This window comes from uncultured Brachyspira sp. (assembly GCF_944393015.1).
Lineage (GTDB): Bacteria > Spirochaetota > Brachyspiria > Brachyspirales > Brachyspiraceae > Brachyspira.
The window spans coordinates 1-13,077 of the sequence record NZ_CALXYQ010000037.1 but is presented as its reverse complement, the minus strand read 5'-3'; the positions used below and the strand labels follow the sequence as shown (position 1 = coordinate 13,077).

The window sequence follows — 13,077 nt, the reverse complement described above, 5'->3', positions numbered from 1 at the left end:
ACAATAAAATTAAAAATCTAAATTTTGACAAACTTAAAAAAATTTCAGTATATATAATTGTGAATTGTATAATTATATAAATATTATAAGGAGCTATCAAATGTATCATTCAAGATTTAAAGGCAGTCATTATGAGGCAGGACTTAAATATGGTAAATTGCTTTCTAAAAATAATATTAATCCATTAGAAAAAATTAAAATCTCAAATGAAAGAAAAGATTTTGCTAATAAATGCATGCCTATATATAATAAATTTTTCCCTGAAATAATAGAAGAGATAAAAGGATTAGCTGACGGATTAAATACGAATGATAATATAAAAATAGATTATAAAGATATATGCGATTTTTTATTTACGATATATGCATTTACTTTTGATAATAAATGTTCTTCTTTTGCTTTCAAAACAGATGAAGATATAATACTTGCCAAAAACAGTGATTTTTTTAAAGATATAAAATACTATTGCGACAGCGTATATTATAAATTAAATGGTTCATATTCATTTATAGGAAATACTACTGCATTCATAGAAATTGAAGATGGTATAAATGAAAAAGGACTTGCAGCAGCATTAACTTTTGTATACCCTACAATAATAGATTATGGATTCAATGCAGGAATGATAATAAGATATATTTTAGAGAAATGCTCTGCCGTTGATGAGGCTTTAGAGTTTTTGAAAAATATTCCTATTTCATCGGCACAGAATATAGTATTAGCAGATAGAAACGGAAATATTGCATTGATAGAATGTAATTGCAAAAATATAGAAATAATAAAAAATGATTATGTGTTTATATCGAATCATTTTGTAAGTAAGTCTATGAAAGAATATAATACTGATATTGAAGATGATGTTTATTCACATGAAAGATATATTACTATGGAGAAAGCATTTAAAAATTATGATTATGATTTAGACTTTGCCAAAAAACTTATTTCAGGGGAATATGGTTTTTTATGTCAATATGATAGGAAGTTTAATTTTGATACCGTTTGGTCTTCTATATATTCAATAAAAAATAAAAAAATATATATAGCTGAAGGAAATCCTTCAAGAAAGAAATTCAAAGAAGATAAGAGATTGAAATTTGATTATTGATTTTATTTTCTAAATAATATATTTTGTATAAAAATATTTTAGAGGTTTATGATAGTGCTTTCATTAGAAGAAATTAATAACATAGTAGAAAAAAATTATAATAAAAAATTTGATAAAACTACTTCATTTATAGATGATTCTATAATATCGAATGTTTTTATAAAAGATAAAAGTGCCGTAGTTTCAAGCAAAGTGATAAGATATATTTTAGGTGAATATTTAGATATAAAAGAGGCTTACAGATTAAGAAATGCTGATATGATAGGTAATTCTTTAGATAGTGAAAGTTTAAGCGAAACTCTTGAGAATATATATAAATTATGGGATGAAAATAATAAAACTAAATCTATACTTTATCCTTACTGCATATTTGCAAATAATATACAGCTTGATAATTTGTACAAAAGAGCGGTATCTATTGCAAGCGGAAGATTTAAATTGGCATGTTCTATGTTGGAGGCTATTGCTTTAAGCGGAACTAAAAAAGGTTTTTCATTAGTGTATGAAGCTTCAAGAAAATTCAAACAGTCCAGCGTTAAAAATACCTGTTCATTTATTATAGAAGATATCACTAAAAAATTAGGCATAAGTAAAGAGGCTTTTGCTGATAAGATTATACCTGATTTTGATTTTGATAAAAACGGAGTTAGAATAATAGAAAGCGATAATAAAAAATTTAAAATAACATTGAAGCCTGATTTTACTATATCAATATTTGATGAAATGAAAAATAAAGAATATAAAACGTTACCTAAAGATTTCCCGCAAACTCCAAAAAAAGAATTAACAAAATTAAAAAGCGATATAAATAAGATGCTTAAAACTCAGACTGAACGTTTGCAGTTGGTATTAATGGACGGTAGAAAATGGACTTTAAATGAATGGAAAGAAATATTTTTTGACAATCCTTTTATGAGGGCTTTTGCTGTTAAGCTTATTTGGGGAGTATATGATAAAGATAATAATTTATTAAGTACTTTCAGATATATGGATGACGGCTCATTCAATAATGCTGATGATGAGGAAATGAATATAGAAGATAATGCTTTAATAACTTTATTGAGTCCTATGGAAACTAATAAAGAAATGATAGAAAAGTGGAAAAATCAGCTTTCAGATTATGATATAGTTCAGCCTTTCAATCAATTATCCTTAGAAACAAAAGAAGATTTAATTTCTAGGATACCCAAAAAGGCAAAAGTAGGAAGTATAAAGAGTACTGCATTGAAATTTGGTATGGATAAAGTAGATGATGGAGGATTTGTAAGTTTTTATTTTTTATATGATTACTATAATAAAGCTGTAGTATCAATAGAAACTCCAAATCTTTATTATGGTTCTAATACCACAGATGAAATTGATATTAAAATAAAATTCAAAAATGCTGATGAAAGATTTGAATATGGAGCTTATCTTATATTATCTGATTATCTAAAATAAATTTTTAAATTTAAATATCGCTTGGGCGGGTATGCTTTTTCAAATAAAGTTTTAAAATTAATTAAAATTATAATTTTAAAAATAAGCAGCAAAGAATAAAGGGCGGGGTATGTAAATAGATTTTTTGCCTATTTTGAATCCCACCCTCTAGGCTTTTTGAATTTATCTGTTATTTTTATATTATATTTTTTTAGAATTTATTTCTGAAATTTCAGATGCCCACCCAAGATTTTTTTAAATTTGTTGATCTATATACCGCACGAATAGCGAAATTATATAATTAGATTAATTATTAATAAGATTCTAATTAGGTATAAAATTTTACTAACCGTGCGTTTAAATGAATTTTTGAATATAATTAAATATCTAATTTCCAGCCTTCATCATTATGATATATCATAAGTTTTGTCATACCGCCGTCTACAGTGATATTTTCTCCATTTATAAAATCATTATTACAAAGAAACCAAGCGGTACTAGCTATATCAGAAGTTTTTCCAACCTTTGCACTAGGATGCTGAAGTATGTCTTCTTTGCTGAATGAAGCATTATCAATGGTATTAATCCAGCCAGGGCTAATAGAATTAACTCTCACTTTATGAGATAAACTTATAGCCATAGCATGAGTTAAAGCTATAATAGCACCTTTTGCAGCACTGTAGCTTTCGCTGTCTTTTTGCGACATAAAAGCTCTTGTTGAAGATATATTTATTATGCAGGCTTTTTCATTGAAATGATTCATAAGATTTTTTGTAATCTCATAAGGAGCAGCAGCACCTATTTTGAAAATTTCTAAAAAATCATCATAACTGCAATTACTTAAAAGCCCTTTATTTGAATAGCAGGCATTATTTATTAAATAATCTACATTGCCGAATTTTTCTATTATTTTGTCAGTGAATGATTTTATGGATTTTTCATTGTCTATGCTGTCATTTATGAATAGGCATTCTCTGCTCATATCTTTTATTTGTTTTTGTAGTTTTAAACCGTTTTCATTGTCTTTGTCAATAAATGCTATATCGCAGTTGTTTTTTGCAAATAATAATGCAATTTCTTTTCCTATACCATTTGATGCTCCAGTTATAATACAAATTTTACTTGACATTAAAAAACTCCTAATATATTTATTGTTTGTATTCATTATACATAATAATAATCAATATTAAAATAATAAATATGTAAGTATTTTTTTATGAATTATCTTTTATTATTGATATTTTTACAAATAACATTATAATGCTATCTTGAAACTAAAAAATTATTATTGGTTGTATTTTATGGATTATCTAATATCTACTACTTTATATTTGCTTAAGGGAACATACACAACTTTATGTCTTTACTTTGTAACGGCAATATTTTCCCTTCCATTATCTATGCTTTTTGCAGCATTACAGTTTAGCTCTCCGAAATTCGTGAGATATATTTTTGATATATATGCTTGGATATTTAGAGGTACTCCTTTAATACTTCAGCTTATATTTTTCTATTACGGACTTCCGCTTATGACTAATAATATGATAGCCTTTCCTGCATTCACATCTGCAGCTGTAACATTTGTTCTTAATTATTCAGCCTATCTTATGGAAATATTCAGAGCAGGTATTGAAAGTATAGAAAAAGGTCAGTATGAGGCAGGTTTCGCACTTAATTTGAGTTACAGACAGATTATGACAAGAATCATTCTTCCTCAGGCTGTAAGAAGAGTTCTTCCTCCTCTTTCTAATGAAGCTATTAACTTGATAAAAGATACTGCTTTGGTTATAGTTTTAGGAATAGGGGATTTAATGCTTCATGCCAGACAAATACTTACTAGAGATTATAAATTACTGCCTTTTTTAATAGCAGCTATTATATATTTATTATTTACTTCTATACTTGTGTTTGTATTCAGACAATTGGAGAAAAAGTATGTCATCAGAAACTAAAGAAACTAATTTAAAAGTTGTAAATATAAAAAAGCATTATAAAGGAACTCCTGCCATAAATGGAGTATCATTTACAGTTAATAAAGGTGATATACTTTCTATTATAGGACCTTCAGGAGCTGGAAAAAGTTCACTTTTAAGAAATATTATACAGATAGAACAGCCTGATTATGGTGAGGTTTATATAGATAATGAAGTTCTATTTTGTAAGAGAGAAGGTGAGAAGGCACTTGATATCAGTCATGCAGATTTTATGAAAAGAAAAGAAAAAATAGGTATGATATTTCAGCATTTTAATTTATTTCCTCATAAAACAGCCTTAGAAAATATCATAGAAGCACCTGTTATAGTAAAAAAACAAAATAAAGATGAGGCTATAGAAGAAGCATTGAAACTTCTTGATAGTGTAGGGCTTAAACATAAAAAAGACAGCTATCCTAATGAATTATCCGGCGGACAGAAACAGAGAGTTGCAATTGCTAGAGCCTTGGCTATGAAGCCTGAAATACTTCTTTGCGATGAGCCTACTTCAGCATTGGATCCTGAGCTTATAGGTGAAGTTCTCACTGTATTAAAAGAGCTTGCTAAAGAAAAAATGACTATGATTGTTGTAAGCCATGAAATAAGTTTTGTACATGAATTATCTACAAATATTGCTTTTATGGATGCTGGTAAAATTATCGCTATGGATACTTCTGATAATTTCTTTAATAATCAAAGCAATGAAAGAATTAAAGAGTTTTTAAATAAAATTTTTCATAAATGATTATTTTATCAAAGAAAGTTGAATAAATTGTAAATATATTTAAGTTTTTATATTGACATTTTTATAAATAGTATTATAGTATGTAGTAATAAAAGTGTGTTAGGGAGTTTATATTATGAATAGTCTTTTTTTGAATTGTTTCTTTAATAATTCTTTTTCATTTCAACTTCATACCACCTTCGTACATTAATTAAAAATTCTAATAATTAAATTTATCATATTATAAAAATCATAAAATTTAGGAGAAAAATTATGAAACGTATATCAAGTATTTTATTATTTATTATTTTTGCATTTATTATAAGCTGTGGCGGCGGTAATAAGGCTGCTGATAATACTGCAGGAAACAATGCTGCAGCAGAAGAAGATAATTCATTGCAAAAAGTAAAAGATGCAGGAAAATTAGTATTGGGCTTAGATGATACTTTTGCACCAATGGGATTCAGAGATGAAAATGGTGAAGTAGTAGGTTTTGATATTGATTTGGCAAGAGAAGTAGCAAACAGACTTGGAGTAGCATTGGAAATAAAACCAATAGAATGGTCTAGTTCAATATTAAGTCTTAATAAAGGCGATGTAGATGTTCTTTGGAATGGTGTTACTATCAATGAAGCTAGAAAACAACAGATTAATTTTTCAAAACCTTATCTTAATAATAAATTGGTAATAGTAAAGGCTGTTGACGACAACACTATTAATTCTAAAGATGATTTATCAGGAAAAGTATTAGGCGTTCAGGTTGGAAGTAATGATGAAGCATTAACTGCTGATCCTTCAAGTAAGAATGCTAAAGAGATTAGAAGATATGATGTTAACGTTAATGCATTCTTAGATTTACAGGCTAAAAGAATAGATGCTGTTGTTATAGATGAAGTTGCAGCTCAGTATTATATAGCTGAAAAGAAAGCTCCTTTTGTTGTTGTAGAAAATAGTCCTTTGACAGAAGAATTATATGGTATAGGATTTAGAAAATCAGATGCTAAACTTTTGGCAGAGGTTGATAAAATATTGGATGAGATGAGAGCTGATGGTACAGCTGCTAAAATATCTGAAAAATGGTTTGCTAAAGACATAATGTTAAAGTAGTCATAAAATTCATATTGTACAAGTGCATATTATTAGTTATTGTAATAATATGCACTTTTTTATATTCTATTATTAATAATTATTTGCTAAATATAAATATTTAATATTTTTTAATCTATGTATTTCATTTTTTATATTTGAAAAATCACCTTCTATATATAATTTTTTTAAGTTTTCTAAAGAATAAAAATTATCAGCTGCCTTTATTGTATACTTACTGCTGAAATAAAATTCTTCAAGATTTTTTAACTTTCCTATATATTCATTAATATCTTTCAAATTATTATTTTTTAAAGATAGTATTTTTAATTTAGATAGTTTTTCTATAGTCTTAGGTATTTTAGTTATATTATTGTTATGTAAATAAAGTTTTTCTAAATTTTGTAATTTAGAAATTTCATTAGGTATATTTTCTATTTTATTATTAGATAAGTCCAATTTTTCTAATTTTACCAAATTAAAAATTTCTTTAGGTATTTCATTTAAAGAATATCCTGAAATATTAATATTTTTTAATTCTTTTAATTCATATATTTCTTTAGGAAAAGTTTTAAACATATTATTAGATATATCTATTTCTTCAAGATTTTGAAGCAATGATATTTTTTTAGGTAGTTTTTTTAACTTATTGAAGCTTGCATCAATATATTTTAAATTTACTAAGGAGCATATACTATCTGGTATTTCTTCTATTTGATTATTGCATATATCCAAATTTTCAAGATTTGTTAATATATATATTTCTTTTGGAATATAACTTAATTTTGAAGAGCTTAAATCTAATTTCTTAATATTTAATAGTTTTTTTCTGCTATAGTTACTATATTTATTTATATTATTCTTTTTAAAAAAATCATAAATATTATTTAATTTATCTTCTATTTTTTTCTCTATATTTTCCATTTGTTATTCTCCTTTTATTTTATATTACAATAATAGGAGATAGCCATGACAGATTTTGTCATCAAATAAAATAAAATTAAATTTTTTCGTAAATTGTATCTAATATATATTTTAATTTCATAGATTCTAATTGTCCTGGAGCAGATGAGCGTTTTGCAGATGCAAAAGTGAGTACAGAGCCGAATATTCTGCTTATAATTCCAATATTACCCATAGATATGGCTATTACAGGGAAATTTTTTATATCACTTGAAGCATCTAATAGAGTAATAACATCTTTTTTGTTTTTAGGCATATAAGCAACTTTTGCTATGTCGCATTTTAATCTTATCATTTTATTTATTCTTGATATTATTTCTTTTTTTGAAGGAGTTTTATTGAAGTCATGATTTGATATTATAGTTTTTATATTGTTTGAAGAGGCTGATTTTATTAATTTTTTTATATCATTTTCTTTTAATGTTAATAATTCTAAATCTATTGCCTCAAAGCATTTGTTTTTTATAATGTCATCATATAAGTTTATAATACTTTCATACATATTATATTTAATGTTTCCGCCTTCTTTATTGCTTCTTAAAGTAAATAGTATTGGCTTGCTGCTTAATTTTTTTATCTCTTTTGAAAATGATATTATATCATCAAAATTATCATTATATTTATTTATATCATCTATAAAGAAATCGGCTCTCCATTCTATAATATCTACAGGAAGTTTGCTTATTTCTTTTATGTATTTAATAATATCTTTTTCATTTTTCTCAACTACAGATATGCATATTTTTGGAATGCCGTCGCCCAATTTTACATTTTTTATTTTTACTATATTTTCCATTTCCGCTCCCTCACTCATATAAGATTTATTACAATACTATTTAAATATAATATTTTTTACATATTCTACAGGCATTTTTTTATTAGTCCAAAGTTCAAAAGCTAAAGCACCTTGATATAATAACATTCCCATTCCATTTATTATTTTGCATCCTTCTTTTTCTGCAATTTTTAATAATTTAGTTTTTGCAGGATGATATATACAATCGCTTACTACAAGATCATTTCTGAAAAATGAAGCATCTTCTATAAGAGAAACATCTTCCTTCATACCTACACTTGTTGCATTTATTAATACATAACTATTATCTATTTTTGATTTTAATATATCTTTATTTTCTAAAGAATATAGAGTTATATTGCAATTAGTTTTAGAAGCAATATTATCTATAATTTTTTTCTGTTCATTCCAATTAGTATCTCTTTTAAATACATATATTTCTTTAACTCCATACAATGCCGCCTGAGATATTATTGCAATGGAAGCTCCTCCTGTTCCTAATATAGTAATATTTTTATCTTTTATAAACACTTGCTCTTCTTCTAATGATTTTATAAAACCTTCTCCGTCTGTGCTGTATCCTGTAAGCATTCCATTATCATTTACTATTGTATTCACACTTTGAGAAAGTTCTGCAGCTTCAGATATTTTGTCTAAATATTTTATTACCTCTTTTTTATTAGGCATAGACAAATTAACACCTCTCATATTGAGAGTTTTTATAGAATTCACAGCTTCTTTTAAATTATTTTTATCAACTTCAAAAGCTAAATATATATAATTAAGATTAAGTTTATTAAATGCTTCATTATGCATGATAGGTGATATGCTATGCTTTGAAGGAGATGCGAATAGTCCTGTTAATATAGTTTCAGCGTTTATTTGCATATTTACAGCCTTATTATTTTGATAAGTATTATCATACATAATAATATAATTTTTATTATTGTCAAATTAATATATATTATACAAATAAAAAAAATAGTATATAAATTACTTGATATTTTGTCAAAAAATAATTATAATTAACATAATAAATAAAATGGAAAAAAATTAAAAAATATATATAAAAGGAGAATCGATACATGGACAAAAAAATCATTAAAACTCACAAAGCACCTCAAGCAATAGGACCTTATTCACAAGCAGTAAAAAGCGGAAATTTCATTTTTGCATCAGGTCAAATACCTTTGGATCCAGTAAGCGGAGAAATGGCTGAAAATGATATAAAAAAACAAACAGAAAGAGTTATGGAAAACATTAAAGGTCTTTTAGAGTCAGAAAATTTAACTATGGCTAATATTATTAAAACTACTTGTTTCTTAACAGATATGGCTAATTTTGCAGCTTTCAATGAAGTATATGCAAATTATTTCCCAGAAAATCCGCCTGCAAGAAGCACTGTTGCTATAAAAGCTTTACCTAAAGATGCTTTAGTAGAAGTTGAAATAATTGCTGTTATAAGCTAATTTTTTTATTAATAATAGCCATGAGTATGTATAATATTCATGGTTATTTTTTTATAACTTTTCTTTTTATTATTCAAATATTTAACTTATCTTTTTTATCAATATATAAATCTTAAAGAGGAAATCATGAGAAATTATATATCATATTTTATCAAAGGAATGGCCATAGGTATTGCAAATGCCATACCAGGCGTATCCGGAGGTACTATAGCTTTTGTATTAGGTATATATGAAAAATTAACTTATTCTATATCTATTTTACCTAATGCATTAATAAAATTAAAATGGGATGAAATTAAAGAAAGTTTAAAAGTTTTGATACCTGTAGCATTGGGAGCTGCTATTTCTATAGTATTATTTTTAAAACTTATAAACTATACATTTACTTATTATCCTATACCAACTAGAATATTTTTTGTAGGTTTAATATTAGGTTCTTTTCCATTTATAACTAAAACAGTAGAAGAATTTAATTTCAAAGTTTTTACAGCATTTTTTATAGGTGCTTTTATTATGGCTATATTTGTATATTTTGATATAAATAAGCCTGTAGGGGCAACTACTTATGCCGGAAATTTTTCACTTATTTATGGTATTAAATTATTTTTATGCGGTATAGCTGCTGCTGTTGCTATGGTAATACCTGGAATATCTGGTTCTTTACTTTTACTTATATTGGGAGAATATGAGAATATATCTTATTTTATATCTTCATTTGTAGATACTTTTAATTTCAGCCTTCTAATTCCTTTAATATTTTTAGGTTTAGGAGTTGTTATAGGAATATTCGGTATATCAAAACTTGTAACTATATTACTTCAAAAATATAAATCTACTTTGTTTGGTTTTGTACTTGGCATTATAATAGTGTCATTTTTAAGTTTATGGCCTAGTATGACAACTATGAGTCTTCCTATGTTAGCTTCTACAGTTATATCTATGTGTGTGGGCTTCTTGGTTGCTATAGCTATGGAGAAAATATAATTAAGATATAATAAAAAAAATATTATTTTATTATAAATTTTTATGAGCCGGAAAGTTGATTTTTCGGCTTTTTTATTTTTAAATTCCTATTTATCGTTTATTATCATTCATTTGATTCAATTAAATTTTATATATTTCATTTCCGAAAATTGAAAAAGCATTTAAGGACTATTATATGAACAGAAAAAGAAGTAAAAAAAATGGTATTTATTTATTATTTGCATTTATAAGCATAATATTCTTTTATATATCAATAAATGTTTTATATACGCAAACACCTGCATATTATGATGAAGATTTAATAAATAATCTGCCTAATGCTGAAAGGTTTGTAGCTAATATAAAAACTTATACTTCAGAAACTAATAATAATATAGTATTGATAAGTTGGGAAGGAATTACTGATAATAATTTAGTATACTATGTTTATAGAAGTAAAAGCCCTATAATAGGAAAATCATCTTTTTCTAATTCTACAGTGGTTGATTATGTAAAAGCTACTAATGATTCTAAATCATACGTTATATCAGACAGTCCTATAATTACTTCTACATACTATTATGCTGTAGTTTCATATATAAATGACTCTGTTTTTTATAATGCTAAAGAGAATATTGATACATCGTCTCTGTCTTTTAATGGAATAACAGAAAATAATACATTGAATAATAATCTGAAATATAATACAAATATCAATAACAACATTATTACTAATACTGTAACAGTTACTAATAATGTTATATTTACAAATAATATTTTATTAACAAATACTGTTACTCTTACTAATACTGTAACATTAACAAATAATGTTACAGTAACAAACAATGTTGCTAGTTCTGTGCCATCGTCATCATCAAGTAAAGGAAGTATTAATAATGCTTCTAAAACTCAACAAAATGAGTATAGCAGATATAAAACTCAATATGACAGAGCATTGGCACAGTTCAAACTAAAAAATTATTCTCAGGCAGCTTCTATATTAGAGCCTATATCGAGAAAAAATATAAATAGAAATTTGTATTATGATATTAATCTTCTTCTTGGAAAAAGCTATAAGTATTTGGGCAGAAAGAAAAATTCATTGGATGTTTTTAATCGTATAAAATCTTATAACACTCAGGAAGTTAATTTTTGGATAAATCAAGTTTTAAGTGATTTATAATTGGAGTATTGATTTATGAAAACTTATGCAGCAGTTTTGGCATCTGTTATAACTATAGTAGCAATATTGGGCGGTGTGTTCATTACAAAAATATCGGCTTTATCATCTCCTGAAAGATATTTCCAAAAAGGAAAAAGAAGCTATGAGATAGAAAATTATCAGGAAGCTATTAATAATTTAAATGAGTATTTATCGATAGATAGTAAATCCAGACCTGTAAATAATATAGCTGAAGCATATTTTATGGTTGCAGATTCTTTAAAAAGATTAAAAAAATATTCTTTAGCAAAAGAAAGACTTACAAGTATAATTAATAATCCGGATTTTGCACAATATTCTGTAAATGCCATTTTAGCTTATGCAGATATATCAAGATTAGAAAATCAAGCTGACCCTTATATAATATCAAAACTGCAGGAATATTTAAAAGTATCAGATTCAAATTTAGCTTCAAAAATAAATGTGCAATATGGTTATCAATTATTCCTTCAAAAGAAATACGGCGAAGCATTAAGCTATTTTTTAAGAAATGACGGAGAATTGGCTGTGCTTGGAAGAGCAAGAGTTTATTTCAATATGAATGAGTTTGATAGAGCATTTGAAACTTATGAAGATTTTCTTAAATATAATAAAACAAGTGTATATTATGATGAAGTTGTAAGAACTTATTTAATACAGGTTCCTGCTATGGCACATAAAACATTTGTAGAAGGTAATTATATAAAATCAAGAATGTATTATACAAAAATAGCAGAATTATTCCCTAGAACTGAATATGCTGAAGATGCTTTATTTAGAATAGCACAATCATATTATAATGAAAAAAATTATAATAAGGCATTGGATTATTATAATAGAGTAAGACTTAATAATGTTTATACTCTAGATGCTGAGGCTTTGCTTTATATAGGTTTATCATATTTCAAAGTGGGAAGATACGCTGATTCTTATAAGGTTTTGGATACTTTTATATCAGAATATCCTGCTAATCCTAATGTTTCAAGAGCAAGAGAATATATGCAGGCTTTACAGGAAACTTTGCTTGCTATTAATTAGAGCATAGTTGTTTAAAATTAATATTTTCTTAAAGGACAATAATGTAGTTTATAATGAAAATAATAAAAAGATATCATAGATTATATAGTTAGTTTTTTAAAATAAATTTATTTATTTCCTGATTATAGTTGATTAAATCATAAATTAATAAATAAGTTTTTAATTTTTTTAGTAATTTATAAAAAATCTAGTGTATACTAAAAATTTTTAAGTTTGTCAATTTTTTTGTTGTTCTTTTTCCCGCCGCAAAAAGAACCAAAAAATGCAAGGATAGAATTAATACTAAATCATACTAAAATTGTTTTACATGTAATATAAACTATTAACTTAAGCTAAAATA

13 protein-coding genes are annotated in these 13,077 nt (G+C 25.6%); 9 read left to right on the top strand and 4 right to left on the bottom strand.

Annotated elements, in window-relative coordinates:
* The first annotated feature begins 100 nt into the window (after positions 1-100).
* Together Q0K19_RS11365 and Q0K19_RS11360 are read left to right on the top strand one after the other, a co-directional pair.
* Positions 101-1,105, top strand: a complete 1,005-nt coding sequence (locus Q0K19_RS11365) for a C45 family autoproteolytic acyltransferase/hydolase (protein ID WP_297248020.1) — start codon at positions 101-103, stop codon at positions 1,103-1,105.
* Between the two features lie 48 nt (positions 1,106-1,153).
* The gene (locus Q0K19_RS11360) at positions 1,154-2,545 is read left to right on the top strand and encodes a DUF4132 domain-containing protein (RefSeq protein ID WP_297248018.1); all 1,392 of its coding nucleotides are present in this window, start codon (positions 1,154-1,156) and stop codon (positions 2,543-2,545) included.
* 358 nt (positions 2,546-2,903) lie between these two features.
* On the opposite strand, the gene Q0K19_RS11355 is transcribed toward Q0K19_RS11360, so the two are convergent.
* Positions 2,904-3,653: an SDR family oxidoreductase gene (locus tag Q0K19_RS11355; RefSeq protein ID WP_297248016.1), complete on the bottom strand. Its 750-nt coding sequence runs from the start codon at positions 3,651-3,653 to the stop codon at positions 2,904-2,906.
* Positions 3,654-3,825: 172 nt separating this feature from the next.
* On the opposite strand from Q0K19_RS11355, the gene Q0K19_RS11350 reads away from it, so the two are divergent.
* From Q0K19_RS11350 to Q0K19_RS11340, 3 genes are all read left to right on the top strand, one after another.
* Positions 3,826-4,476: an amino acid ABC transporter permease gene (locus Q0K19_RS11350; protein ID WP_297248014.1), complete on the top strand. Its 651-nt coding sequence runs from the start codon at positions 3,826-3,828 to the stop codon at positions 4,474-4,476.
* Positions 4,460-5,242 carry an amino acid ABC transporter ATP-binding protein gene (locus Q0K19_RS11345; RefSeq protein WP_297248012.1) on the top strand — a complete coding sequence of 261 codons (783 nt, stop codon included), beginning with the start codon at positions 4,460-4,462 and terminating at the stop codon, positions 5,240-5,242. Before Q0K19_RS11350 ends, Q0K19_RS11345 begins: the two co-directional genes overlap by 17 nt.
* A 252-nt stretch (positions 5,243-5,494) precedes the next feature.
* Positions 5,495-6,328 carry an amino acid ABC transporter substrate-binding protein gene (locus tag Q0K19_RS11340; protein WP_297248010.1) on the top strand — a complete coding sequence of 278 codons (834 nt, stop codon included), beginning with the start codon at positions 5,495-5,497 and terminating at the stop codon, positions 6,326-6,328.
* A 72-nt stretch (positions 6,329-6,400) separates the two neighbouring features.
* Here the strand turns inward: Q0K19_RS11340 and Q0K19_RS11335 are convergent, their stop codons facing one another.
* The 3 genes from Q0K19_RS11335 to aroE all read right to left on the bottom strand — a co-directional run bounded on the left by Q0K19_RS11335 (position 6,401) and on the right by aroE (position 8,954).
* A complete protein-coding gene (locus Q0K19_RS11335; protein ID WP_297248008.1) occupies positions 6,401-7,231 on the bottom strand; it encodes a leucine-rich repeat domain-containing protein in 831 nt (276 codons plus the stop codon).
* A gap of 76 nt (positions 7,232-7,307) precedes the next feature.
* Complete coding sequence (gene aroD, locus Q0K19_RS11330) at positions 7,308-8,066, bottom strand: type I 3-dehydroquinate dehydratase (RefSeq protein ID WP_297248006.1); 759 nt, start codon at positions 8,064-8,066, stop codon at positions 7,308-7,310.
* A gap of 36 nt (positions 8,067-8,102) precedes the next feature.
* Positions 8,103-8,954: a shikimate dehydrogenase gene (aroE, locus tag Q0K19_RS11325; RefSeq protein WP_297248004.1), complete on the bottom strand. Its 852-nt coding sequence runs from the start codon at positions 8,952-8,954 to the stop codon at positions 8,103-8,105.
* 197 nt (positions 8,955-9,151) lie between these two features.
* Between aroE and Q0K19_RS11320 the strand changes: the two genes are divergently transcribed.
* The 4 genes from Q0K19_RS11320 (at position 9,152) to Q0K19_RS11305 (ending at position 12,737) form a co-directional block, all read left to right on the top strand.
* A complete protein-coding gene (locus Q0K19_RS11320; protein WP_014487148.1) occupies positions 9,152-9,535 on the top strand; it encodes a RidA family protein in 384 nt (127 codons plus the stop codon).
* Positions 9,536-9,661: 126 nt separating this feature from the next.
* The gene (locus Q0K19_RS11315; protein ID WP_297247999.1) at positions 9,662-10,519 is read left to right on the top strand and encodes a DUF368 domain-containing protein; all 858 of its coding nucleotides are present in this window, start codon (positions 9,662-9,664) and stop codon (positions 10,517-10,519) included.
* 175 nt (positions 10,520-10,694) lie between these two features.
* Positions 10,695-11,681 carry a hypothetical protein gene (locus Q0K19_RS11310; RefSeq protein ID WP_297247997.1) on the top strand — a complete coding sequence of 329 codons (987 nt, stop codon included), beginning with the start codon at positions 10,695-10,697 and terminating at the stop codon, positions 11,679-11,681.
* A 15-nt stretch (positions 11,682-11,696) separates the two neighbouring features.
* Positions 11,697-12,737, top strand: coding sequence for a tetratricopeptide repeat protein (locus tag Q0K19_RS11305; protein ID WP_297247995.1), 1,041 nt, complete (start codon positions 11,697-11,699; stop codon positions 12,735-12,737).
* Positions 12,738-13,077 lie beyond the last annotated feature (340 nt).

Coding starts and splice junctions, on each gene's coding strand:
- Q0K19_RS11365 (WP_297248020.1), top strand. CDS start 101: ATGTATCATTCAAGATTTAAAGGCAGTCATTATGAGGCAGGACTTAAA.
- Q0K19_RS11360 (WP_297248018.1), top strand. CDS start 1,154: ATGATAGTGCTTTCATTAGAAGAAATTAATAACATAGTAGAAAAAAAT.
- Q0K19_RS11355 (WP_297248016.1), bottom strand. CDS start 3,653: ATGTCAAGTAAAATTTGTATTATAACTGGAGCATCAAATGGTATAGGA.
- Q0K19_RS11350 (WP_297248014.1), top strand. CDS start 3,826: ATGGATTATCTAATATCTACTACTTTATATTTGCTTAAGGGAACATAC.
- Q0K19_RS11345 (WP_297248012.1), top strand. CDS start 4,460: ATGTCATCAGAAACTAAAGAAACTAATTTAAAAGTTGTAAATATAAAA.
- Q0K19_RS11340 (WP_297248010.1), top strand. CDS start 5,495: ATGAAACGTATATCAAGTATTTTATTATTTATTATTTTTGCATTTATT.
- Q0K19_RS11335 (WP_297248008.1), bottom strand. CDS start 7,231: ATGGAAAATATAGAGAAAAAAATAGAAGATAAATTAAATAATATTTAT.
- aroD (WP_297248006.1), bottom strand. CDS start 8,066: ATGGAAAATATAGTAAAAATAAAAAATGTAAAATTGGGCGACGGCATT.
- aroE (WP_297248004.1), bottom strand. CDS start 8,954: ATGCAAATAAACGCTGAAACTATATTAACAGGACTATTCGCATCTCCT.
- Q0K19_RS11320 (WP_014487148.1), top strand. CDS start 9,152: ATGGACAAAAAAATCATTAAAACTCACAAAGCACCTCAAGCAATAGGA.
- Q0K19_RS11315 (WP_297247999.1), top strand. CDS start 9,662: ATGAGAAATTATATATCATATTTTATCAAAGGAATGGCCATAGGTATT.
- Q0K19_RS11310 (WP_297247997.1), top strand. CDS start 10,695: ATGAACAGAAAAAGAAGTAAAAAAAATGGTATTTATTTATTATTTGCA.
- Q0K19_RS11305 (WP_297247995.1), top strand. CDS start 11,697: ATGAAAACTTATGCAGCAGTTTTGGCATCTGTTATAACTATAGTAGCA.